The 23,164-nt window shown below is 50.5% G+C and carries 21 protein-coding genes and 1 pseudogene; 8 read left to right on the top strand and 14 right to left on the bottom strand.

Annotation, left to right across the window (positions count from 1 at the left end; translation table 11 throughout):
• Window positions 1-43: 43 nt before the first annotated feature.
• The 6 genes from KDW_RS16135 to KDW_RS16115 all read right to left on the bottom strand — a co-directional run bounded on the left by KDW_RS16135 (window position 44) and on the right by KDW_RS16115 (window position 7,128).
• Window positions 44-613: a GNAT family N-acetyltransferase gene (locus KDW_RS16135; RefSeq protein ID WP_151756903.1), complete on the bottom strand. Its 570-nt coding sequence runs from the start codon at window positions 611-613 to the stop codon at window positions 44-46.
• Between the two features lie 180 nt (window positions 614-793).
• Window positions 794-2,377 carry an ATP-binding cassette domain-containing protein gene (locus KDW_RS16130; protein ID WP_233097722.1) on the bottom strand — a complete coding sequence of 528 codons (1,584 nt, stop codon included), beginning with the start codon at window positions 2,375-2,377 and terminating at the stop codon, window positions 794-796.
• Window positions 2,374-2,595, bottom strand: coding sequence for a hypothetical protein (locus KDW_RS33885; protein WP_233097721.1), 222 nt, complete (start codon window positions 2,593-2,595; stop codon window positions 2,374-2,376). Before KDW_RS33885 ends, KDW_RS16130 begins: the two co-directional genes overlap by 4 nt.
• Window positions 2,592-4,337 (bottom strand): ABC transporter ATP-binding protein, encoded by a 1,746-nt coding sequence (locus KDW_RS16125; protein ID WP_151756902.1) that lies wholly within the window; start codon window positions 4,335-4,337, stop codon window positions 2,592-2,594. The genes KDW_RS33885 and KDW_RS16125 overlap by 4 nt, the downstream gene beginning before the upstream one ends.
• A gap of 613 nt (window positions 4,338-4,950) precedes the next feature.
• The gene (locus KDW_RS16120) at window positions 4,951-5,553 is read right to left on the bottom strand and encodes a pentapeptide repeat-containing protein (protein WP_162005283.1); all 603 of its coding nucleotides are present in this window, start codon (window positions 5,551-5,553) and stop codon (window positions 4,951-4,953) included.
• Window positions 5,554-6,039: 486 nt separating this feature from the next.
• Window positions 6,040-7,128 (bottom strand): ABC transporter substrate-binding protein, encoded by a 1,089-nt coding sequence (locus KDW_RS16115; RefSeq protein ID WP_151756900.1) that lies wholly within the window; start codon window positions 7,126-7,128, stop codon window positions 6,040-6,042.
• 375 nt (window positions 7,129-7,503) lie between these two features.
• Here KDW_RS16115 and KDW_RS16110 point away from each other — a divergent pair, with 375 nt between their 5' ends.
• The 6 genes from KDW_RS16110 (at window position 7,504) to KDW_RS16085 (ending at window position 13,636) form a co-directional block, all read left to right on the top strand.
• Window positions 7,504-8,064 carry a hypothetical protein gene (locus KDW_RS16110; protein WP_151756899.1) on the top strand — a complete coding sequence of 187 codons (561 nt, stop codon included), beginning with the start codon at window positions 7,504-7,506 and terminating at the stop codon, window positions 8,062-8,064.
• Window positions 8,061-9,161 carry a methyl-accepting chemotaxis protein gene (locus KDW_RS16105; RefSeq protein WP_151756898.1) on the top strand — a complete coding sequence of 367 codons (1,101 nt, stop codon included), beginning with the start codon at window positions 8,061-8,063 and terminating at the stop codon, window positions 9,159-9,161. Before KDW_RS16110 ends, KDW_RS16105 begins: the two co-directional genes overlap by 4 nt.
• Window positions 9,162-9,256: 95 nt before the next feature.
• Window positions 9,257-10,990, top strand: a complete 1,734-nt coding sequence (locus KDW_RS16100; protein WP_151756897.1) for a thiamine pyrophosphate-binding protein — start codon at window positions 9,257-9,259, stop codon at window positions 10,988-10,990.
• A 114-nt stretch (window positions 10,991-11,104) separates the two neighbouring features.
• A complete protein-coding gene (locus KDW_RS16095; protein WP_233097720.1) occupies window positions 11,105-12,076 on the top strand; it encodes a 3-oxoacyl-ACP synthase III family protein in 972 nt (323 codons plus the stop codon).
• 97 nt (window positions 12,077-12,173) lie between these two features.
• Window positions 12,174-12,974 carry an alpha/beta fold hydrolase gene (locus KDW_RS16090; protein ID WP_151756895.1) on the top strand — a complete coding sequence of 267 codons (801 nt, stop codon included), beginning with the start codon at window positions 12,174-12,176 and terminating at the stop codon, window positions 12,972-12,974.
• Window positions 12,975-13,279: 305 nt separating this feature from the next.
• Window positions 13,280-13,636, top strand: a complete 357-nt coding sequence (locus tag KDW_RS16085) for an SDR family NAD(P)-dependent oxidoreductase (protein WP_233097719.1) — start codon at window positions 13,280-13,282, stop codon at window positions 13,634-13,636.
• A gap of 57 nt (window positions 13,637-13,693) precedes the next feature.
• On the opposite strand, the pseudogene KDW_RS16080 reads toward KDW_RS16085, so the two are convergent.
• The 3 genes and pseudogenes from KDW_RS16080 to KDW_RS16065 all read right to left on the bottom strand — a co-directional run bounded on the left by KDW_RS16080 (window position 13,694) and on the right by KDW_RS16065 (window position 16,395).
• Window positions 13,694-15,207 (bottom strand): annotated as a pseudogene (locus KDW_RS16080) (zinc ribbon domain-containing protein).
• A 30-nt stretch (window positions 15,208-15,237) separates the two neighbouring features.
• Window positions 15,238-15,630, bottom strand: coding sequence for an IS200/IS605 family transposase (gene tnpA / locus KDW_RS16070; RefSeq protein WP_233097718.1), 393 nt, complete (start codon window positions 15,628-15,630; stop codon window positions 15,238-15,240).
• A gap of 171 nt (window positions 15,631-15,801) precedes the next feature.
• On the bottom strand, window positions 15,802-16,395 hold the full coding sequence (locus KDW_RS16065) for a dihydrofolate reductase family protein (protein WP_151756891.1): 594 nt from the start codon (window positions 16,393-16,395) through the stop codon (window positions 15,802-15,804).
• Window positions 16,396-16,640: 245 nt separating this feature from the next.
• On the opposite strand from KDW_RS16065, the gene KDW_RS31795 reads away from it, so the two are divergent.
• Together KDW_RS31795 and KDW_RS16060 are read left to right on the top strand one after the other, a co-directional pair.
• Entirely contained in the window at window positions 16,641-16,904 is a 264-nt protein-coding gene (locus tag KDW_RS31795; RefSeq protein ID WP_162005282.1) for a hypothetical protein, read from the top strand.
• Complete coding sequence (locus tag KDW_RS16060; RefSeq protein WP_162005281.1) at window positions 16,876-18,060, top strand: MFS transporter; 1,185 nt, start codon at window positions 16,876-16,878, stop codon at window positions 18,058-18,060. Before KDW_RS31795 ends, KDW_RS16060 begins: the two co-directional genes overlap by 29 nt.
• Window positions 18,061-18,081: 21 nt before the next feature.
• Here the strand turns inward: KDW_RS16060 and KDW_RS34965 are convergent, their stop codons facing one another.
• From KDW_RS34965 to KDW_RS16040, 5 genes are all read right to left on the bottom strand, one after another.
• Window positions 18,082-18,210: a hypothetical protein gene (locus KDW_RS34965; protein ID WP_269822449.1), complete on the bottom strand. Its 129-nt coding sequence runs from the start codon at window positions 18,208-18,210 to the stop codon at window positions 18,082-18,084.
• Between the two features lie 47 nt (window positions 18,211-18,257).
• Window positions 18,258-18,878 (bottom strand): hypothetical protein, encoded by a 621-nt coding sequence (locus KDW_RS16055; protein WP_151756889.1) that lies wholly within the window; start codon window positions 18,876-18,878, stop codon window positions 18,258-18,260.
• Between the two features lie 219 nt (window positions 18,879-19,097).
• Window positions 19,098-20,915, bottom strand: coding sequence for a vWA domain-containing protein (locus KDW_RS16050; protein ID WP_151756888.1), 1,818 nt, complete (start codon window positions 20,913-20,915; stop codon window positions 19,098-19,100).
• Window positions 20,916-20,928: 13 nt separating this feature from the next.
• Entirely contained in the window at window positions 20,929-22,029 is a 1,101-nt protein-coding gene (locus KDW_RS16045) for an AAA family ATPase (RefSeq protein ID WP_151756887.1), read from the bottom strand.
• A 719-nt stretch (window positions 22,030-22,748) separates the two neighbouring features.
• Window positions 22,749-23,051: a hypothetical protein gene (locus KDW_RS16040; RefSeq protein ID WP_151756886.1), complete on the bottom strand. Its 303-nt coding sequence runs from the start codon at window positions 23,049-23,051 to the stop codon at window positions 22,749-22,751.
• Window positions 23,052-23,164: the final 113 nt, after the last annotated feature.

Here is a 23,164-nt window from a genome sequence, read left to right as displayed (position 1 = left end):
AACAGATTCTATTCCAATTTTCCATACACGAAGCGCTGACTACTCATTGCACGATAGCGGTCTCGCTGCCAGCAGTAAGGTCAAGACGCCAATCATTACATTGCATGAAACTCCCTTTGGGATACTCGAACTCGCATTGCTCGACAAGGGTAAAGCCCAATTTCCGACAGAGGGCGTTCGATGCCGGATTCTCAATATATGGGAAGGCATGTAGAAACTGATATTTACCGTCAGACCGAACCCTGGCAATAGCCTGCGTGGTGCCTGCATGCGCAATACCCTGTCCCTGGAATGCTGGCAGCACCGACCATCCCATCTCATAGATGTGTTCGTCATAATGGGTGGTTTCCCAGTAGCCGACTGACCCGACCGGCTCACCTGTAGACTGATAAATAATCTTAAACATCCGTCCCTGGCCTGCCTCTGTCAGTCGCTCATAACGTGCCTGGCGCTTCACCAACTGTTCATCGCTCTCAGGGCCACCGAGATATCTGGTCATCACTGGATCACCCAGCAACTTCTTTAAGAGGAGAAGATCGCCCTTCCCCCACGACTCAATACGTACAACGCTCTGACTAAATATATCGTGCTGTGACTGGCCATGCTCTGACATGCTATTCCCCCTTTCGAGTACCATCCAGACACCCATACACAGATGCTACCAGGAATTTCCTGGCAACCTCTGTGCGGTTTTGCATCAATTTCCTTATTTTAGCATAGATGATACTCTTTATATACGCGAACGCTAAACATAAGCATCCAGACAAGAGCGCTTGATACGCTCTTGTTGGTCCTATGTCAGATCCACACCATCAACAATAGGTGGGTCTTGCTCATTGCCATAATCTCCCCGCCACAATTTTCCCATCTCTTCATTGGTGGCTAATAACTCATCCAGGGTTCCTTGCGCATCGATCCGACCATCTTTGAGAACAATGATGTGATCGGCACGCTGCAAGGCAATGCGCCGGTGCGTAACAACCAGGCAGGTCACACCTTGCTGTTCAAAGATGCGTTCCCAGAGGGCGCGTTCGGTCTCGACGTCGAGTGCGCTGGACAGATCGTCGATCACCAGCAAGCCTGCGTCGCGCACCAGCATACGTGCTGCGGCTGTGCGCTGGACCTGACCGCCTGAGAGTTTGACGCCACGCGTCCCCACTGAAGTTTCTAATCCTGCCTCCAATACCTGGATATCGTGCTCCAGGACAGCGCTCCGCACGGCAGTTGCCAGGGCTGCAGGATCATCGGGCTGCCCCAGAAGGATGTTCTGCTTGAGCGTCTCACTGAACAGGCGCGGTACCTGGGCCGTGTATGCCGCACGAGGTGGCACAAAGAAAGATGCAGCATCATCTACGATGTGACCATTCCAGCGGATCTCGCCTGCCTCACAGGGCAGCAAGCCCAGGAAGGTTTGCAGGAGCGTTGTCTTGCCCGAGCCAACGCGCCCCGTTACCACGGTCAACGTCCCACGGGATAAGCGCAGATCGACTGCCTCTATCCCTCGTCCCGATTGTGGATGACGATAGGTCAATCCTCGCGCATCCACAAGATCCAATTGATCGGTCGCGCTACGCGTTGGAGTCGGCACAGCAGGCAGTGGTCCGCGCAAGTACATGGGAGCATGTTCCACGAGTGAGGATGACGGAACATCACCCAATAAAGTCTCCATACGCTCGAACGCAACGCCCGTCTGCCGATAGTGGGCCAGGAACCGGCCGATATCAGCGGTAAAATCGGCAATATAGCTCAGATACAAGACAAACAGGGCATAATCACCGACCGTCATACTGCCACTGCGCAGATTCGCAGCAGCCAGTAACATGATCAGACCCGTGCCAATGCTCACAGTGTTAGCGGTAACAGCATCCATAATCTGCGTCGCCACGCGATCAGCCAGCATCGTTGTACGGCGCAGTTCGTTCAGGCGTCGGAAGCGCTCCACGACGCGCTCTTCAGCACCCGCCGCCTGCAATGTTGGTACTGCCGCCAGGATATCGCCAATGGCACCAGTGACCTGGCTGGTGGCCTGACTGCTGGCTTCACGGCCCAGTGCATTACTTGCCTGCCGTGCAACCGCAGTTACGATCACAAGGGGCAGGATAGTGACCAGGGTCATGCGAGCGTCAATACTCAGGAGTATTAAGAAGGCCACCACAGCAAACAGACCCGCACTCACAATTTCATCGCTCCAATCGACACTATCCTCAGCCTGATAGGCATCGTCCCGAAAACGGCTAATGGTCTCGCCGATGGAGTAGGGCAGGGCATACGCGCCCGGCCGCTCCAGGACGTGTCGCAACAGGTTGCGACGCAGAAATCCGCTCATCGTGAAACGCATGTTGATTTCGGCAAAACCAGCAGTAAGCCATATGATCACCCGGCACACGGCGAACACGACCAGTAATATAATAAGTCCCGCAATGCCCCAGGCAGATGTGCCTTTCCAGTAAGGGTATCAAAAAAGGTACGCGCAAGCAGTCCTGCCAGAATCGTTACTATATTGGCTGTGCTCCACAATGTTGCGTGGAGCAGATAGAGCCACGGCTTATAGCGAATCATTTCCAGCAGGTAGCGCCAGGTTGGTAATCGTTTCATATGGTAACCTCCTCAGTAGCGACCCGCAGCAATCCGGCAAAGCGCGAGTTGGGGTTAGCCGCAAGCGCAAGCCGCGGTCCATACTCGCGCACCTGCCCATCCTCCAGGACCAGAATGTCATCGGCATAAGCGACGGTATCTAATCGGTGCGCCACGATGATGCCGGTACGACCATCGAGCAGTCGACTCAGTGCCGTATGCACCAGCCGATCCGTGGCTGGATCCAGGCGCGAAGAAGCCTCATCCAGGATTACCAGGTCGGGATCGCGCAGCAAGATACGCGCACAGGCCAGCACCTGTGCCTGTCCGGCGGAGAGTTCGACACCACCAGATAAGATCTGTGTGTCCAGTCCCTGTGGCAATTCCTTTAGCCAGCCAGTCAGATCCAGCGTTTCCAGGGCAGCACGAATGCGCTCATCCAGTATGCTGTCATCGAAAAGGGTCAGATTGTCACGTACACTGGCATGGAAGAGGTGCACATCCTGGGTGACCAGACCAATACGTGAACGTACCTCCGCAAGATGGACCTTTGTCAGGTCTATGCCCCCGAGGCGCACAACGCCAGTATGAGGATCGTAGAAGCGCAGGAAAAACCGTGTCAGTGTTGTCTTACCGCTACCTGTACGTCCCACCACACCCAGCACGCGACCCGGCGCTAGCGCTATACTGACATTGCGCAGGACCGGAGCGTCGTCACCATACCCAAAAGAAACATCGTCCAATTCCACCGCTAGCGGACCTGGAGGTAGCGCAATCCCAGGACCATCAACCACGCGCGGCATCGTGCTCAGCAACGTTTCGATACGGGCCATACTGGCATCCGCTTGCTGTAGATCCTGCATTTCATTGCGGATCTGCTCAGTCGGCTGGCGGAGCATCTCAGTACATTGAAAGATCAGGTAGATCGTACCGATGGTCAACGTACCATTCTTGAACAGCATCGCACTCAAGGCTAAAGCGAACGCCGTACCGAGCGCAAACAATCCCTGGCTGGTAGCGACCATGGCGTAACCCCACATCTGTGCCTTGCGCGTGATGGCCAACCACGAACGCATCACTTCCGCACAGCGCCGCAATACAAACGCACCAGCCCCATTGGATTTGATATCCTGCAGGCCTGCCAGATACTCACTCAGGAAACCATAGAAATCAGCGCTGGCCTGGCGATCTGCGGCCCAGGAAGGGGTAGCCACGGAGCGGATACGCAGCATAGCAATCAAAGCCACGACAACAAAGGCGCTCATCCCCAGGCCTACACGCCAGTCTACATGATAGAGTAGCCCGAGCACGCCCAGCAGCAAGACACAGTTGCCTAACACGTAGACCACAAACCGTGAGAAGAAGCGAGCCAGGGTACCAACATCACCATCCACACGCTCAATCAACTCACCAGGTGTATGGGCAGTATGAAATGTGGCATCCAGGCGCAACAGGTGCACAACCAGATCAGTACGCAGGGCATTGGTAGCCGCCCAACTCACATTTTCAGCTACATAGGTTTCGGCAACAGCCAGACCCTGTCCCGCCAGAGCCAGAACCATGGTCAACAACGCCATGAAGATCAGATCGCGCTGATCACCGCCTGAGGTCGCCAGGTCAATAAAATGGCTTGCCACCAGCGGCGTGATCACCTGCACACTAATAGTGCCGCACAGGATCACAGCCAGCAAGCCCATCCGCCACCGCTGAGGCCGCAAGTAGTGGGCCAACAGTCGCCAGTAGCGTCTCAACTGAATATGCATAAAGTCTATTTTCTTTCTTTCGCTCAAAAGCGTTCCACAGAATAAGCCTGTGACGTAGCATAGTTTTGATATGAATAGTGGATTAGCCAACGATAGAGCGTGGCTATATATGTGGAGAGTGGTGATGCTGAATGGGAGACAATGCGCTGCTGTATGCGCTAAGCAGGCAAAAAAAAGTAGCCCTTACGAGGCTAAGTGGGCTAGTTGTGAAGAGCGAAAAAGAAAGTCTACAGCAGAAAAAAAAGATCTATCTGTAGCCTATCGAAGGAAAAGGATGGTCTCACATAAGCGAAATCATAGGAATGATTCGCGTCAAACGACCATATTTACTTGCAGACACAGCTCACTTAGCTTAGCAACACCTTAGCTGTGAATAATTGCATGATAAACAATACCTCCAAAATAAGATATGTATATAATAAACTATCTTTTCCCGAAAGTCAAACTTTGAGCTGATATAGCAAAGATCCAACCACCCGGAATCCGCAACTCATAGCGTAAGCGATTCCGGGTGTTCGTTCAGCAGAAGCAGCGTTGTAAAGAGTGGAAGTGGAATAAGCTGGTTATGCAGTTTTATTCCACCTGTTTTCCCTGGTAGACTGAGAAGTCGAGGTCAGGCAGCAGGATGAACGGGTTGTAGCTCTTCTGGCGCTACGTTACTGCTTGTATCTGGCGCTACTGGCTGTTTGCTGGTATCGGGCATGCTGGACACACGTACAATGCCAATGATCGCTCCAACTAACTTTGCTGTACGTAGATTCTCACGGCTCAGATCTACTTTGCTCAGATCCACGCCAGACAAATTCACCTCATCAAAATGCGCATTCCGGAGAAGCGCACCTTCCAGAAAGGCACCACGAAGATCGGCATGACTCAAATCCGCCCGACTCAGATCCGCATAACCAAGCATGGCATTACGTAGATCTGCCCAACGTAGATGCGCCTCACTGAGATTGACACCACTCAGGTTAGCACCACTCAGATTGGCACCACGTAAATCTGCACCACATAAGTCCGCACCACGCAAATCCACTTCCTGTAGATTAGCCTCAGTAAGATCTGCACCATGCAGATCAAAGTTTCGCAGATCCATTCCGTGTAGATCCGCTTCATGAAGGGCAGGCTCTACAGCCTGAACATCAGGGAATTCTTTTCGCCATGCATTCCAAAGTTTTTTCCCTGATAACAGAAGATCGCGTTGTTTTTGACTTCTCATAGGATTCACATCCTTATCCGTTCTGATTCCTTGCAACATATAAAAATGGCTCGGGAAGGACCATTGCTCACTGTCATAGTAGCCCTGAGCGGCTGCAACAGAAATGATATCGTTAGAAAGAGGAGCAAGTAAACCGAGTGCAGTTTTATTAAGAAGGATATAATTGAGGGGCATACCACATAAAAATATTTATGTGACTATACAAGTATACATTATTTTTCACATAATTACAATCTTTTATAAAATCCCATCACACTTCTCATGTATGGTGAAATTATATATGGATCGTTACATCATATTGCAGAGAAATATCCTAGCGGGAGTATTTCACGTAGAAGAGAGAGGAGAGGCACATTTGAGTTGCGATGGCGTTTCGATGTGGTCTGCGATTCTTGCAGCACTGGCACCGCAAAGATTGTTCCAACGTATGGTTGAGGCACGTAGTAATTAGCATAACTACCACGTGCCTCTGATTATCTGATCCAGTTATTTTGTTGGTGTAAAGGCCAGGGTGAGTGCTGCATTCCAGTACTCGTTATCATACAGTGAATCTTTGCCTGGTTGCACCAGCTGCCAGCTATCAACCGGAGCAGTGAAGCCGCCAAACTGCTGACGCAGGTTGATCGTGTTAACCAGCCCAAAAGTGTTTAATAACTCCTCGCCGTTCTCGCCTCTTACGACATCACAGATAGAGTCGCGATAAATATCGGACGCAATCTGGGTTGAGACATTATCGGTACTGGCGATATCAGCAAGAACAGTAGTTTTATGAAATGGATTTACAGCAAAATTATAACCCTGAATCATTGCCGCAATGAATTTGGTCATTGTCTGCGGATTCGTCTGGGCAAAGTTGCGCGTGGTCACCAGCGTTGCACCCTGATAGGGAGCCATCGAGGATGAAAACTGTGCCACATCGCTAAGGGTAGAGACATAATGCGCCTGCTCAGAAAAAGGTGTGCCCAGGATGGTCGCATACACAGGATCACCGGTGCTGGTATGACCAGCAGAAATGGCCTGGAAACGCTGCAGGGAGCCACCAATAATCTGTAAGGAGTAGTCTCCGTTCTGCAGGCTAAGTCCATTGTCGGCCAGCAGTTTCTCCAGTGCAAACACATAACCGCTGTTGGGAGCATCGACGGCCACGGTTTTTCCTTTGAGGTCGGAAATGCTATGGATGCCATTGGCGGTATTGACAATCAGGTCAAGTCCGGCCCCCTGATCAATACCAGCCTCGATCTGTACAGGAAGCTGCGAGTTGACATAGCGATTGACCGCGTTATCAGCAGTAGTTTCAACAATGTCATATTGACCGGAGAGAAGACTGTTAAACTGCTGCGTTGAGCTGGTCACCTGATTGTAGCAAACATTGAGTCCCTGTTTGGCAAAAAAACCCTGTTGCTGAGCTTCGATAAAAGAGACGTTGTGCAAAAAGGCTCCGTACTGGATGCAAGTTGCGTCGGCGCGTGCTGTCGTTGACTTACTTGTAGATACAAATAGTAAGGTTGCTAAGAGAGCACTTGTTAAAATAATTGTGGCACAAGAAATAAAGCTGATACGCTTCACTCTATTCATCCCTGCTCTTTCTCTGATATCAATTACTTTTTTAATGGATGAGTATAGTTTGAATTACCTGGACACTTTTATATACTTATTCTTTTCTATCATCCATATATATCATCCATATTTATTATATACAATAATGAGTGGTTAACAATCAAGTAGTAGTACATTTGCATAAATATCAATAGTTTCCATAAAATTGGAGCGACCAATGAAAACCATTTCTTTGCTTTGTATATAAACACGCACTCTTGCCAGAGGTACTACCCATCGCGGAACAACGTAACATTTTTTTCCTTTTTTCGATAACAGATAGATATTCCAAAGAGGCTTAAGAGGCAGCCCAGGACCAATCACAGCAATATTCACTTGTTAAGGAGAAAGGAATTGGGAAACGATCCTTTAGACGTAGGCGTAGGACTGGCGTTCAGTCTTTCCATCTTAGAAAGATTTCAGAGAAATGGCCTATTGCAAGCCAGACTGAATCATGTACCCGGCATTAAAGGCCGATGTATGGGATATCTTCAACTGAGTCAGGGAAAAGTAACATCCTGTTCCATAGAGAAAAACGGACAACATCAACTCATAGGAAAGGACATACTCGTACGTATAGACAATGAGCGTGGCCCATTCGAGTGGAAGCTCACACCTCTACCAGAACCACCCTCACCCACACAGCACATGGAGCCGCCTATTCAAGAAATGTACTCACCAATACCAAGGAAGACAGCATTACTTGAGAGAGAGTTGGAGCGATTAACCGGGTGGACATCGACCCAAAAATATATGTTGTCCGCAGTTTATGACGCAATCGATGGAAAGAGATCTATTGATGAAATTAAAAGGGAAGTTCCACTTACGCCTGGTGCAACCGATGAGGCCCTGCGTATTCTTCTAGCCTTAAGAGTTATCATTATTCCACAACAAGGAGGAAACGAAATCGTATGAACAACCCTATTCCTTCTGGCTCGCTGGGGGAACACAGCCAGCGCTGGTCACCAGATGATCTGATAGAACAGCCTGTACGCCGCAACGGCCTGGTCCAATGGTGGTATGACAACACAGCCCTCCCTGCAGCTCCTGCAAACGCAAGCTTCATTCGACGAGAGGCGTCACGCAAATCACATCTGCTTTCCACCATTATCTTCTGGCTCTTCATTATGTTTCTTTTATTTATTCCTGCATGTTTTGTCGTGCCTAACCATTATATCATCTGGGTTGATATAGGCATGCTGGTCATTTGCTTGGTAAGCGTTTTTTTTAATCGAGTGCAACGACCAGAAGTTGCAGGCCTCCTACTCACTATCGGATTTGAGCTCGCCCTCACCGCGATTATCTTTACCACCCAACCTTTGGATGAACCAAGTATCCAGCAATATGAGCTTTTTGTCTTTGGCGAACTCCTGGTCTCGCTCCTGAGTCCAGGCAGTGTGTTTCTCGTCATGCTCTACAATATCGGCATTATCTCAACAAGTCTCTTTTTGCAACCGCATACAGCAACCCTGGCACATGACTTACAGACACAAGGGGCCGCTATTCTGATAAGGCCAGTTGGTGTGCAATTCCTTGTAGCATTTGTCAGTTGGTTATGGGTGCGTAGCGCATTTCAGGCCATAAAACGCGCCGACCGTGCTGAGATGATAGCCAAATTAGAGGAGCAGCTAGAAACAGAGAGAAAAACGCTTGAAGAAGGTATCAAGCTTATTTTAGACACCCATGTCGCTGTAGCAAACGGAGATATCGGTACGCGCGCCCCCCTTACCCAGAACAATGTACTGTGGCAAATCGCACGATCATTAAATATGCTTCTTGATCGTTTACAGCGAGCATTACGAGCAGAGAGAGAACTACAACGCGTGACACTGGCAGTCAACGCAACCGTACAAAACATTCAGCAAGCCACGCAATCAAATCAGACGCCAAGCTTGCCTCTTACGCAAGTTCCCGAAATTGACCCCCTCATCGTGGAGATCCAGGGCAAAACATTTTCATACGCACCATCCATATTTGGACAATCGGTAGTGCGTTTACCTGATGAGCCATAAGCTCTCTTCGAGTCAGAAGCCCTTTTGTAAGAGAGGCTTCTGACTCACCGATATGTGCTTTTTTTTCTATCATTTATAGCGAGGTAGTATTTATAATGAAATCAAAAACAGTATTGCCTGCAATCCATGTTCTGTTACAGGCGCTTGAGGAGGAGGGAGTTACCCATATTTTTGGTGTACCTGGTGGCCCTCTCGTCCCTTTATTTGAAGCCCTGCATGAAAGGCAACATATTCAACCCATTCTGGCTAAACACGAAGAAGGAGCGGCATTCATGAGCGAGGGCTACGCTCGTGTCAGACGTGGGTTGGGAGTGTGTTGTGCGACCAGTGGGCCTGGCGCAACAAATGCACTCACAGGGGTCGCCAGTGCCCATAGCGATTCGATTCCCTTGCTGGCATTGACTGCTCAGGTTTCCACAAGCGTCTTTGGGATGGGTGGCGTGCAGGATAGCAGTAGCGGCAACAGGAACGTGGATGTGGTTGAAGTGTACCGTGCTGCCACCAAGCTCTCTCTGATGCTGCAAAGCGGACAGCAAATGCCACAAACGATCCGTCGCATGATCCGTGCGGCCCTGACAGGGCGTACCGGCGCTGTGCACCTCAACCTTCCAGCTGACGTGGTCAAACAGCCCGCGACGACTATGGATCGCGCTATTTCAGCGTATCGCTCGCATGTTGTGCCTGCAGGAGATACAGCGGCCATCAAGCAAGTGGCTCAGATACTACATAGTGCTAAAATGCCTGCTTTCTTTGTTGGGCATGGTGTCAACCTTGCGGGGGCATGGGAGCCATTACAGCGTGTTACAGAAACCTTACATATTCCCGTTGCCACCACGCTCAAAGGCAAGAGTGCCTTTCCAGAACGGCATCCCCTTTCGTTGGGCGTCTTTGGATTTGGGGGTCATCCTCTGGCAGAAGCGTATCTCTATTCCGAAGCTATTGATGTGTTAGTCATTGTTGGAACCAGCCTGGGCGAATTCCAAACCAATGGCTGGGATCCACGCTTAGGGTCCTGCAATCGGACCATCGTGCAGATTGATCTCGATCCACAGATGATTGGCAATATTTATCCAGTCGACCATAGCATTGTTGGAGATGCAAACTCTATCCTCGAAGCACTCTCCGACACGCTCATAACGCTACCGCCGACAAAACCACGCGAGACGTATCATATATTGGAACAGATGCAGACAGATCTGCCTCGCTACTATCAAGCAGAAGCGCTTCAGGGAGAAAGTGAGACGCTTAAACCACAGGCGGTGGTTGCAAAGATGAGTGAGGTTTTACCAGAGGAAACATTGCTCTTTGTCGACAATGGAAACTGTCTGTCATGGGCTGGTCAGTTCTATGAAGCACGCCAGACAGGAACAGTGTTCTTCGCCACCAATGTTGCCTCGATGGGATATTCGATTGCAGCCGCAATTGGCGGCCAGATCGCAAACCCCAATACGCCAGTCGTGGCCCTGCTGGGAGATGGTGCATTTGGGATGAACGGGTTGGAGATTCATACGGCCGTAGAATATAATCTTCCTGTTATCTGGGTTGTCCTCAACAATAGTGGACATGGCATGGCCTATAATGGAGAAATCATGCTCACTGGCAAATCGTATCTGACCGTCTTTCGCCAGCCTTTAGATGTCAGCGCAATTGCACACGACCTGGGAGCGCATGCCTTCAAAACACTAACGCTGGCAACATTTGAAGAGAGCTTGAAGCAGGCGCTGGCATTACGGGTTCCCTGTGTGATTGAAGCGGTCGTGGATCTTGAAGAAATACCTCGTTCGCTACAACAGCGGGCAGATACACTCAAAGCTTTTTTTGGGAAATAGCGTAAAAACTTAATTTGATCAGTTCATAGTATATCCCTATAAGTAGGGAAGGATGAATATAAAAGCAAGATGGGATTATTTAACTGGCAGTCCTCATCCGTTAGATCACAGGGGATGCAGTGTAATCAGCCAAAGAGAATAGGTATCAAAGCAGCAGGCTATAGTGTTCCGCCCCACATCCGTTACAACGATGATCCTATTTTTCAGCAAATCATCACAACCAGGAATGCTCAGGGTGTAGCAGAAGTGGACCTCTTTACTGGATTAAAAGATCGTCGCTACTTGCAAGAAGGCGAACATCTGGAAACGTTGATGATAGAAGCCGCACGCCAGGCAATTCAACGAGCAAATCTAGAAGTGAAAAATATTGATCGACTTTACGGTTATGCATCGGTACCAGAATTTTATACGCCCAATGGTCTTTATGCTGTTCACAATGGACTTGGACTTTCTGAGTATACGATGGTTATTCCCATCAATAACGAGTTTAGCACCTTTTTGCTGAGCGTGATTGAAGCGTGTAATGCTATCATAGCGAATTGTAGCAAGCACGCATTGATTGTTTGCGGAACCAACTGGACGAAATATATGGATTATACTCAGGGGCATGCACTCAGCCTTGGCGATGGCGCGGGGGCCGCAGTTATTGGCGATGGCGCTGATTTCGCACTGGTGGATTATGCAACACAAACGCTCAGTGGACAATATGGTGCAATGACAATGCAGGCACGTGATGGTCTGCTTCCTACCTATAAAATTACTGAAGATGAGGGAATTCATTCCTTCCAGGTATCGGCCATGCAGGGATTACCCGATATGGTCCTGGCTTTGTTAAAAAGACATGGCCTGACAGGAAATGATATTGCACTCATCACCCACCAGGCATCGCGCGTGCTCATGGATCATTGGGAGGAGCGCATTCAACCAAAGGAATATATCGATACATTGGAGCAATTTGGGAACCTGACGTTAGCCTCCTACCCTGTAACACTGGCTTATCACTATCCAACTATTATGGCGGATTATCTGGTGCTCGCAGCGGTTGGGGTGGGCTATCATCAAACAGCCTTGCTCTTTCGACGCTAGTGCACTGTTTCCCAGGCAGATGGTGATAAAAAGCATACAGAAATTTATGTGGTACAATGCATGCAAAGGATAGAAGAGTAACAAAAAGGAGCGATGCATGCCCCGCATCCGTGTTAATGGCGCTGAACTGTATTATGAGGAACATGGCAATGGTTCCGAAACCATCTTTTTTTCCCATGGTCTGCTCTGGAGTTGTCGGATGTTTGATAAGCAGGTCGCGTCGCTCCGCGATCGCTACAGATGCATTGCCTTTGATCATCGTGGCCAGGGTCAGAGCGAAGTCACGCATGATGGCTACGATATGGAAACACTCTACGAGGATGCCGCCGCTCTTATCGAGGTGCTTGGACATGGCCCCTGCCATTTTCTTGGACTCTCAATGGGCGGTTTCGTGGGGATGCGCCTTGCCGCACGGCGACCTGAACTCCTCAAATCGCTCCTCTTGCTGGACACCTCCGCCGATCCAGAAGCAGGCGAACATAAATCCCAGTACAAACAGCTTGCTTTCATCGGACGTTGGGCCGGCATGAGTGTGGTAAGTGGACCCGTGATGAAGACGATGTTTGGACAAAAATTTCTTCAGGATCCAACACGCAGCGAACAGCGCCGTGAGTGGCGGCAACGGCTTATCAACAACAATCGGATCGGTAGCGCCCGCGCTACTCTGGGCGTGGTTAATCGCCAGAGCGCCTATGATGAGCTTGAGAAGATCCATGTTCCCACCCTGATTATTGTCGGTGATCAGGATGTCGCCACACCGCCGGACAACGCGCAACGCCTCCACAGCAAAATTGCTGGTTCGCAACTGGTCATCATCCCGGACGCAGGACATACATCAACAGTTGAAGAACCAGAGGCTGTCAACAACGCAATCAGCACATTTCTAGCCAACCTGTAGCATAGCTCCCGGGCCATCTACAAGTAAAATCACGCAAGCTAACCAACTTCCTGGCGGATTCACGTATCAGGATCAAGGCTGGCGCGTCCTTTATCTGGTTAAAAAGCAATATCCCCCCAAATCTTTCAAGCATACAAAATATGCTCACCCTTTAAACTATTCTGCCTGTCGAAAAAACCGCACATTCTGGAAAGCTGTCCAGAGTGGCGATGATGCACAGGCAAGCGCAATAGGTGAGATTGCCACGGGTCTGGCAAAGCAAATCATCAGGAAAGAGTAAGACGTATTCTCGAAAGGAAACAATCATGAAAATAGCAATCATTACTGGCGGAAGCCGTGGGCTTGGAAAAAACATGGCGATGGCTATCGCCGCAAAAGGGCAAGATGTTATTCTGACCTATCATAACAAAAAAGCAGAGGCTGACGAAGTGGTCGCTTTGATTGAGCAGCATGGTCAGAAAGCCGTAGCGTTACAACTCGACACATCGGATATAAAATCCTTTGCCGCCTTTGGAGAAGCGGTAAAAGAAACACTCAAACACACGTGGAATCGGAACGATTTTGACTTCCTGATTAATAATGCTGGCTTTGGTATTCACGCGCCACTTACTGAGACAACCGAAGAACAATTTGACCAGTTAGTGACACTCCGCACGCCCTGAAGGGGCGGCGGCTTCTTCCACTCCTGCGTACGCCACTGTTCGAGATAGATAGCGTTGCTATGACTCACTGAACAGAGGTAATGGGCGAGGAATAGCTGAGGGCGCCACCATCCTGGCGTGATCCTCATGGGTGGTGCCATACCCCTTGCCCGTTCCATGCCTTCGTGCTCGGCGGCGTGATGGGCCACCTTCGCTGTTGGCGTCTTGGGAACGAACAACACCTGATGATTTCTCATCCCTCTCTCCTGGACCCAGGAGAGGAGCGTGAGGCTTTTCCTGATGATGAACCCGTGTACGCAAACGCTGACCAATGACCACGCTCGCATTGCGATCGGCATGGCCCTTCATGCCACACGCAGGACACCAGGCCAATGGTGCCCCAGGGGTGTAGCCTGCTGGCTCGGGCCCCTGCTTGGCATGGTAGCGCACAATCAGGCCATGACAACGGGCGCATTCGCGGCTCGTGTTGCGCGGGTTCACCCGACTCGTGATCATGCCCTCGTTCCACGCTTTATATTTGGCATTGGTGAATATACGCCCCTTCATCCAGAAGGCTCGTTTGCTGTTCCCTCGGCGACTGTAGCGGCCTTTTTGCGGCTTCAGCTTGCCCAGATGTTCAAATACCAGCACACTCGCCTGATGCTGACGAGCAAAGTGGACAATGCGCGCACTGATCAGGTGTGCCACCTGCTCATCCACATGACGGATTTTCTCCCATAATGCCACATTATCGGGTTCGTTTTTGGCCAGGATACCCGTCTTACGACGGTTGCGGGCGATACGACCAAGCAGCCACTTCCTACGGCCATTTACGCGTTTGCCGCCACTGAGAAAGGTGGTGGCAACGGTCGAGCCGTCGGCTGTTTGGATGGTACAGACCGCCAGATGATGGTCGAGATTGAGATCAATGGCACAGATGCGTGTCTGGGCATGAGCCAGTTGCACAGCCACCTTCCCCGGACTGGTGAAGGTCTTTTCGACCGGGGTATGCAACCGCCAATGTGAGCCATGGCGAACCAGCGACGGACTCCCCGGCTCATAGCCATCGGGCAGGTCACGGCTCAAGAGCCGAACGTTGACCCAGATCCACCTCGCCCCTGTCCAGAGCTTGAGAAGAATGGAGGACGCAGTTCGCCCTTTCCACTGGCCCTTGTAGAACGTCGGCGACCGATTCCAGGTCCGCGGGGGAACCGGTGGGTGCTCGGTGAAACGCTTCTTTTTGAGGGCCGCTTTCTCTTTGCGCGCACGCCACTTCTGCAAGCTCGTCTCAAAGGCGTGGGCGGAGCCAAGAGCTGCGTGAATAGCGGCACGGCGAAAGAGGGCAGGAACCTGAGGAGCAATGGCACCGAGCGGCATCACCGGATCGGGGTTTCTTCCGTCGCATGGGTCAATGTCTCAAGGGCATGCAAGGCTTTGTGTGAGGAAAGCAACAGCACCTGCTCGTGAGCTGTGATGACCTCAAAGTAGAAGGAAGCCACTGTGTTGAACAATGCCTGGGTGGTCGTAAACCAGGCAGCATACCGGGATGGATACTGCATTGCTTGTGTGATGGTTTTCGTTGCCTTTGCCATGCGATGACTCCCTCCCTCCCTTCCTCCCCGCTAGATTCCTTTTTGCGCATTGATATAGTGTTGAATGGTCTCAGCACTCACTGCACCAGCCGTGCTGGCAAAATAGGAACGGGTCCAGGTCGAAGGCATTTTCTTCATGATAGGGGCGAACTCCCTTCGTAAATGAAAGGACGTGATGCCCTTAAGTTCTTTCACCACATCAGCGGCACTTTCAGAAGGCCAGACGCGGATAAAAAGATGAATAAGGTCAGGTTGAATCGCCAGGGTGAGAATACTCCACCCTTTTTCCAGACATTTCTCTTCGAGTATCTGTTGACACCGTTCTTTGATGGGACCCGTAAGAATGGCTTTGCGACGACGAGGACACCAGATGAGATGATACACAATAAGATGGACGCGGTGCTCGTCACGCTGATACTGCAATGTACTCGTCTTTTCCATTGTTGCAGTATACAGGAGAAAAGACGATATTGCAACAAGCGAGGGCTAAAGCCCACGAGAAACCCGCCTATCCGCCTGAGTTCAAACCACAGCGGCTTGCGGCGGGTTACGCTTATGTCATAAGCAGTTGGTGTATTGGCTGACAGGTGGTTCTTACACACTTTTGGAAAGGATTTTGTAGCGTACGAGGATGTTGTCGGAACCTTCCCAACGGCGAACATCGATAAGCCGAAGTGATGCGGGAGGCTTGCCCACGAAGACAGGGATGCCTTCACCTAAGACGATGTTGCCAATCATCAGATGGATCTCATCAATCAGATCATGCGCCAGCAGATCGTTCCAGAGGGTCCTGCTGCCTGTTATCAGAATATCTTTGCCTGTTTGGCGTTTTAGTTCGGCAATCTGCTGGTATGCGTCTGCACGCCTGATGATGCGAATATCAGGCCGATTTCCTGTCAGTGTATCTGAGACGACGATGGTGTTGACGGACTGGCCCGCATTTGATAGCTCCTTCTGTTCGGGCGTCCACTTCTCAGAGTCGGGATTCTCGGCAACCTCCGGCCAGAAACTTTGGAACAACTCGAAGGAAACACGGCCCGCAAGATGCGTGTCGGCTGCACGAAGCAGTTCGGCATTATAGGTATCAAAGACGTCACCCATCATGGGGAACATGACCGAGACTTCGTTACCTGGTCCTGTGTGATACCCATCCAGAGAGATGATATTGTAGACAATAATTTTTCGCATGTTCTTTCTCCTTTGTACGTTGGTTCTTCAGTATTCTCCTCTCATCTCTTCTTACAGTAACTACAAGAACCGGCAAAATGCTCACCGCCTTAGCACGGAAGCTTAACAATCGGTGCGGGAAGTCCCTCCCCGTTCAGGGGGAGGGATGAAAGCACCGTTCCTTATGAGATGGGAAGCAATCGATCAACAAGCATGGCAGGTTCTATACTCTTGTACACTCTTTTCATTCATGCTATAATTTTACCATGAAAACGGTGAAAATCTATCAACTGAATCAACTCTCACCCAGACAATTCCAGCGCTGTAAAGCGGCCCAAATGGAAGCCGCGCAGGTCTGGGATGCATGTATGGAGGCACACAAAGCTGCCCGCCTCACCCATATACCATGGCCGGGTCGTGATGCGTTGCAGAAAGCCACCAAAGGGCGTTTCGCCTTGCATAGCCAATCGGTTCAGATGGTTGTTGCCGCCTTCCTCCACGATGTTCTCACTGCCACTGCTGGTCTATAAACTGACCGGTTCAGCGCTAAACCTTGGTATCTCCACGGCAGTCAATATGCTACCCTACCTGTTCTTTGGCCTGCTCATCGGGGCCTGGACCGATCGTATCGATCGCAAACGTCTGATGATCAGCGCGGATATCGCGCGAGCCCTGGTCATCGCGACTATTCCGCTGGCAGCCTGGTTAGGTTGGCTCTCGGTCTGGTGGATCTACGCGGTTGGCTTTATCCAGGCGACAATCGGTATCAGCTTCGACAGTAGCGAGTTCGCGGCCGTCCCTAGCCTGGTTGATCAGGACGACCTGGTGACGGCCAATGGCCGCATCGAGGCCAGCTACTCTGCCGCCAGTACAGTCGGCCCCATCCTGGCGGGTGTGCTGGTAGCCTTCCTCTCGCTGCCCGTTCTGCTGCTGCTTGATGCGGCGTCGTTCCTGATCTCCGCCCTCTCGATCGCGCTAATCACAATCCGCTTCAATAGCGAAGAGGGCGAGCAGAAAAAGACCGCGACGATCTTCCAGGATATGCTGGAGGGGCTGCGCTACGTGTGGGGACATCCTGTGTTGCGCAATATCTCAATCATGATGGCGCTGGTTAACTTTGTGATTACGACCGAGGGCTCGCAGCTGGTACTCTTCGCCAAACAGCGCCTGGCGGCCAGCGATACCCAGGTGGGGCTGCTCTACACGGCCGGGAGCCTGGGGATAGTGGCGATCGCGCTGCTGGCGGGTCCTCTGCGCAAGCGCTGGAGCTTTAGCCAGGTAGCCCTGAGCGCCCTGATGCTGAACGGACTGGCGATCCTGATTATTTCGTCCTTGCGCCAGTACTGGATCGTGCTTGTCTTTCAGGCGCTGGCCAGCGGCTGCGGCATCCTCTTCAACATCAATACTGGCAGCCTGCGCCAGGCCATCGTCCCCAGACAGATGCTCGGCCGTGTCCGCAGTATCGCCAGCGTTCTCGCCTGGTCGGCCATCCCTCTGGGAGCCCTGCTCGGTGGTTGGCTGATCAACCTGACGCATAATGTCGCTCTCATCTATAGCATCATCGGTATCCTGGTCATCTTGATACCCGCTGGCTTCGCGCTCACCCCCCTCGGCCACGCCGACCGCTACCTACCTGAAGCCGAGCCAGAACAGAGCGAGGAGGTAGCAAACGCGGAGCTCAGCTAAACATGCTACACGGTGGCATGTTTAAGCTGTCGGGGTTGGACTGGCTTTAGCTTTTGGGCCGTTTCGAGGCTGCACATCCAGGTAGCGATCAAGGGTCTGTGGCTGCTTGAGCATGCGGTTCGTCAAACTGGTAACTTGCTTTTGCGTCATGTTACCACTATCAATTGCTGGTTGATAACCTTGCTGAAAAGCATTTTTTACATTGTTTGCAGCTGACTGTTGGAGATTCCCTGTGCGGAGGCGATGCTGGTCAGTGTGGCTCCTCCTTTCAAGCGCGCTATCAGTTGCGCAACCGGCAGGTGCAACCCCTGAGCGATCTGACTGCGAATAGTGTTTCGATACTGCGCCAGGTAGCGCGCATTGCCACCCTTATTCGCCGGTGTGGTTGCGCTAGCTTTTGGAGTTGTCATTACGACCGGCGTCGAAGTAGATCCCTGCTGAGAAGCACCTGCGGGCAGGTTGGGTAGGATAACTAATCCTCCAATGACAAGCAATAACAATGCGAGAATACTTGCACCAGTACCTAACAACGTTTTGTTAGCCAGTCGCTTTTTGCGTGGTTCAGTTGTGGCTGGCGGCAAATTTCCGTTTATTGGTGGGGCTGGCGGGAAAGCTTGAAAAAAATTCCCACTGGCTGCGGATGGTGGCGGTGCTGGTGGTCCATAAGCCATAGTGGGTGCCTCATAGTCAGAAGGTAAGAAACCTGCTGGCTCTGCTTCAACATTTTGCTGTATCGGCATGGTACTATACATATCTTCTAGCTCAGGATTCTTCTGTGTCTGCCCATCGTCAAATGGAATCTGCGGATCATATGACATAGCTTATTATCCCTCAAAAAATACCAATTTTATTATCTGCTTAAAATGGAGAATAGCTGACCAGCGGTTAGTCAACCTGTATCCTGAGTATTATACAGAAAATATCCCTGAAGACCGTTTAGAAAAGCTCAAGAAAACTTCAAATTTTCCTCACGCTGTAGCCCCGGAACCTCTATTTCAAAACTCCGGGGTGACTCATGATGGGTGACTAACAAATTTTTACGTGATACGAAAAACTTCACCTTGTGGTGTAAACGGTAGCCTGTTCCCTTGCGGGATGAGAAAAGCGTGTTCGCGTTTGATACGCAAGCGGTCACAGTAGCCATCGGTAATGATCAACAATGGTCCTTCACGCGGAAAATCGCCTGCGTGCTCCAACAGATCTATCCCGGGCTGGAGTACCGTGCCACCACGTCCACGCACTTTGACACTGCCAGCAATAGCTTCAGGTGCCATATAGCCCTGGTCAAAGATCGCCGCATCACAGAAGACAACGCGCACCTGTCGGACATCGCGCGCCATACTATAGCTGGCGATCGCCCCCAATGCCTGCGCCAGCAAATGACGATCCATCGAACCGGAGGTATCCAGCAGCACGCCAAAGGTACGATTATCGTCATCAGGCGGTGCCACCCATAATGGACGCGGAATATCTGGTGTGGCTGACTGCCTCCGACTTAGCCGTGCATAGGTACGCACCTTCTCTAATGGTGGAAAATGCTCATCAAACCACTGGGCTAAGCGTACGTCCCAGGGAATCGGTGGCTGACTCAAAGCCTGAATCTCTTCGATTAGTCCCGCCGAGAGATAACCACGATTCTGGTCCTGGTGCAACGTCACCCCTTGCGCCAGACAGCTCCGATAGAAATCATCGAGATCCCTTCCCTCCTGACTCTTCCACCACTCCGATTCATCCAGAATATCGCTCTGACCAATACCACGCATAGTGGCAAGCTTAAGGTAGAGCCTTAAATCAGTCACGATCCGATCATAGATCGCCTCAGCTGATTCAGACTTCAGTGCTGGATCATAGAGCGCGCCGATCTTTGGCATGTTGCCAACCTCCATTTCGATCAGCCAGCTGTTAATCACATAATCACAGGCGACGTTCCATAAGTAGTGGTCGCGTCCTTCACATCGTACATCGTGCCGTAGTCCGACATGCAACAGCTCATGCGCCATGACAAAACGCAGCTCTTCATCCTTCAAGCCAGCATGCGGATTGATATAAATCTCCTTCATCTTCACATTCACCGCCGCAACGCTGATCTGCATCCGCTGGCATATCAACGGATCTTCGATGACCTCAAAGGAGGCTGCCAGCGCTCCCAGGAGAGGATAACGGCCAATAAACCAGTTACGCGCCCGCTGGGCGGCGCTATCCAGCCGCTTACCGGTCACATAATACGACTTCTGGCCCGCATCCTCAATCACTTCATTGATGGCCTCAACCAATCCTTCGCCAAAGTTTTTGCTCCAGTTGATCTCTCTCCTCCAGTCAGGCAGATCGTTGAGTGACTCATAGCGTAGATCAGGCCGCGTGCCAGCAGTACCGATTGCCTGCAAGTGCTCTGGAATGCCAAAGTCGCAGAAATCAACAAACAGCCGCTCTTCCGAACGTCCCGCGTAACCGTGAGCACGCAGATCCTCAGCCAGGCCTTTCAGTTCCAGTGGCGGCTCTCCCATTTGAAGGTCATACAAAAAACTGGTGATATAGCAATCGCAGGCGGTATTCCATTCCTGCTGCCGCATATGTCGATAGTCCGGACGAAAATGCTCGAACGCCAGATGCAGGATACAGTGAGCAAACACATAGGCCCACTCCTGCGGATCTCCGAGCCGCGTGGGATGTACATAGATGGAGCCAGCATTCGAAACAACCGCCCAGCCGTCGCGTGGGCAGATCTCGCTCGGCACCACATGAATAGAGCAGCCCACATTCGAAAAAATGCGGCTATTATTCATTATTTGCTCGCCAAGCTTACGATTGCGCTGGGCCGGATCAGTCTGAACCTGGCCCTTCTTACGCGTCGCCATTATGCACTCCCTCTTATTTGCTTTTCAAAGCCTCACGCTCTTGCTTATCTACGATGCGCGGTAAATCACGGATGACTTCAATCATGAACCAGCCGGGCAAGCCTTCGCTGCCCTCACCATTTTCACTATCCTCATGCTTCGCCACGACCATCTGCGCCATCTCCAGATTGATAGCTGCCAACTCTTTCAGCAGCGCCTTAGCACGATAGGACAGTTCTTTATGGTGATCCGTGACCATCCCTTTATCCTGTGGCAAATTCTTGAGCAGATGGGCCCGAAATGACTGTGACAGGAAGTAGAGCATATCTCGATCCTCCGGCTTATAGGGCCAGCTTGCGTCACCTTTCAGGAGCGCCGTCAACTGATATTTGCTATGAATCTGCTTGATAAAGGCCTTGAACTGTCCGGCATGATGTGGCGAGAGCGTCCCATAAGCCAGCACCAGGAGCGTCTCATCGGATGGCAGGCCTTTCCCATATTCTTTCAGCAGATCACTCAACATATGCCAGGAGCGCGGTGATGAGAAGGGCTCCTCGTGTTTGGGCGGCGCACTCCACAGATGATCCGGCCGATTCTGAATATACTCGATCACCAGCGGATGAATATCGCTCTCCCGCGCCCACTCCAACCAATCACGGTGTGAGACCTTCAAATGGACATGTACCATACGATTCAACAGCGCCGACGACATTGGCTTGACAATCGCGCTATCCTGGGCACGATTGCCAGCTCCGATGACGATTGAACCCGTCGGTAGCGCATATTCACCGATTCTGCGCTCGTGAATCAGGCTATAAAAAGCCTTCTGCACCTCGTGTGTACAGGCATTTAACTCGTCCAGAAAAAGACAATATGGCTCGGCGCGTGCAATCATGCGTGGCGGACAAAAACGACTGGTACCATCGATAATCTGCGGCACACCGATCAGGTCCTCGGGCGCTAACTGACTTCCCAACAGCGAGACACAGGGCAGGCCAACCTGCGCCGCAAACTCCTGTACCAGCGCCGACTTACCAATGCCTGGTTGTCCCCATATAAACACCGGGCGTGCAATGGCTACATTCAAGAGCAAATCATAAAGCTGCTTCTGTGTTACGCTCACAACAGGATTCAATGTTATTACCTCTTCTTTTCACAAGTGGCTTCTCACATGCCAGATTTTTACAGCAGCAAAAGACACCATCACCATCAGGATGGAAGCTATATCTATGGAGAAATTTTTTAGTATGCCCGTCGGATGCGATGCCTGCGTTTCTTAACTTTTCTGGACACAGTCAAGAAAATGATCGTATTCTGTAGCACTATACTACTACCAGTGGAAGAACTGCCGGTTACCTGGCACAAGAGGATCGCAACGGGCTATTGTAGGTGTAGACCTGCTGGAGTAGGACATAACGACCAGCCAGAAATCGTCATATATCGTTTCATGTGTCCCTCCCGTTACGTTTTAGCAAGAGCAATCAATTTTAGCTATCTGACGACTCTTCAGAACATTGTTATTTGTCAATATATTAAAATGTGCCTGAGTTTAAAACTGCTTGTCAAGCTTTTTGATGCACTATTTCACGTTGATATCAAAATAAAAAGCAGCTAACTGCCTCTGTTACCAACCCTTTCGACAGCCATTTTCTGTACAGAGCCATTAGAGAGCCGAGTGGAGGACTGGATCATCATCTGTACTCAACTCCATCCAATTGATCTAAAAATGAAAGGAGAAAATAACCACAAAAAATCTTTCAACATAGATAGTGTGGCTGAATGCTGTGTGTATCCAACCACACTTGACGCTGCTATGTGTAGCATAAACAGAGATTTTCAATAGTTCAAAATGCATCATTGGGCGCTTGTTGGATTTTCTTGTTCATTAGATTGTTTTTCCTGACTAGACTGCTTTGATTCGTATTGCTTTATCAAAAAAGATACTATCGGGTTGATGAATATCAATATTAGTAGCAATACAAACTCAAAAATAGTCAAAAAACCATAAGAGATTGCCTGCCCATAAATTTTATTTTCAATGGCAGATATGCATAAAAAAGTTGTACAGCAAATACCAATAGATATAGCAATATAGCTTAAAGTACTTTGAAATGATCGGATTTTCCCAAGCATATTGCTTCTGGTATTGTCGTCCATGATTGGTTATTTCTCACTTTTCTTTCTATAGTCACCCAACGTCATTATCCAAGCCATTTTAACAGTATTTTGGCGAAAGCTAAACAATTTGGAAGGAAATACCTAGGCGTAGC

This window comes from Dictyobacter vulcani, from assembly GCF_008974265.1.
Lineage (GTDB): Bacteria > Chloroflexota > Ktedonobacteria > Ktedonobacterales > Ktedonobacteraceae > Dictyobacter > Dictyobacter vulcani.
The sequence above is the reverse complement of the archived record's forward strand: the minus strand, read 5'-3'. Positions and strand labels throughout refer to the sequence as shown.

Coding starts and splice junctions, on each gene's coding strand:
- KDW_RS16135 (WP_151756903.1), bottom strand. CDS start 613: ATGTCAGAGCATGGCCAGTCACAGCACGATATATTTAGTCAGAGCGTT.
- KDW_RS33885 (WP_233097721.1), bottom strand. CDS start 2,595: ATGAAACGATTACCAACCTGGCGCTACCTGCTGGAAATGATTCGCTAT.
- KDW_RS16125 (WP_151756902.1), bottom strand. CDS start 4,337: ATGCATATTCAGTTGAGACGCTACTGGCGACTGTTGGCCCACTACTTG.
- KDW_RS16120 (WP_162005283.1), bottom strand. CDS start 5,553: ATGAGAAGTCAAAAACAACGCGATCTTCTGTTATCAGGGAAAAAACTT.
- KDW_RS16115 (WP_151756900.1), bottom strand. CDS start 7,128: ATGAATAGAGTGAAGCGTATCAGCTTTATTTCTTGTGCCACAATTATT.
- KDW_RS16105 (WP_151756898.1), top strand. CDS start 8,061: ATGAACAACCCTATTCCTTCTGGCTCGCTGGGGGAACACAGCCAGCGC.
- KDW_RS16100 (WP_151756897.1), top strand. CDS start 9,257: ATGAAATCAAAAACAGTATTGCCTGCAATCCATGTTCTGTTACAGGCG.
- KDW_RS16095 (WP_233097720.1), top strand. CDS start 11,105: ATGCAGTGTAATCAGCCAAAGAGAATAGGTATCAAAGCAGCAGGCTAT.
- KDW_RS16090 (WP_151756895.1), top strand. CDS start 12,174: ATGCCCCGCATCCGTGTTAATGGCGCTGAACTGTATTATGAGGAACAT.
- KDW_RS16085 (WP_233097719.1), top strand. CDS start 13,280: ATGAAAATAGCAATCATTACTGGCGGAAGCCGTGGGCTTGGAAAAAAC.
- KDW_RS16065 (WP_151756891.1), bottom strand. CDS start 16,395: ATGCGAAAAATTATTGTCTACAATATCATCTCTCTGGATGGGTATCAC.
- KDW_RS31795 (WP_162005282.1), top strand. CDS start 16,641: ATGAAAACGGTGAAAATCTATCAACTGAATCAACTCTCACCCAGACAA.
- KDW_RS16060 (WP_162005281.1), top strand. CDS start 16,876: ATGTTCTCACTGCCACTGCTGGTCTATAAACTGACCGGTTCAGCGCTA.
- KDW_RS34965 (WP_269822449.1), bottom strand. CDS start 18,210: ATGACGCAAAAGCAAGTTACCAGTTTGACGAACCGCATGCTCAAGCAG.
- KDW_RS16055 (WP_151756889.1), bottom strand. CDS start 18,878: ATGTCATATGATCCGCAGATTCCATTTGACGATGGGCAGACACAGAAG.
- KDW_RS16050 (WP_151756888.1), bottom strand. CDS start 20,915: ATGGCGACGCGTAAGAAGGGCCAGGTTCAGACTGATCCGGCCCAGCGC.
- KDW_RS16040 (WP_151756886.1), bottom strand. CDS start 23,051: ATGGACGACAATACCAGAAGCAATATGCTTGGGAAAATCCGATCATTT.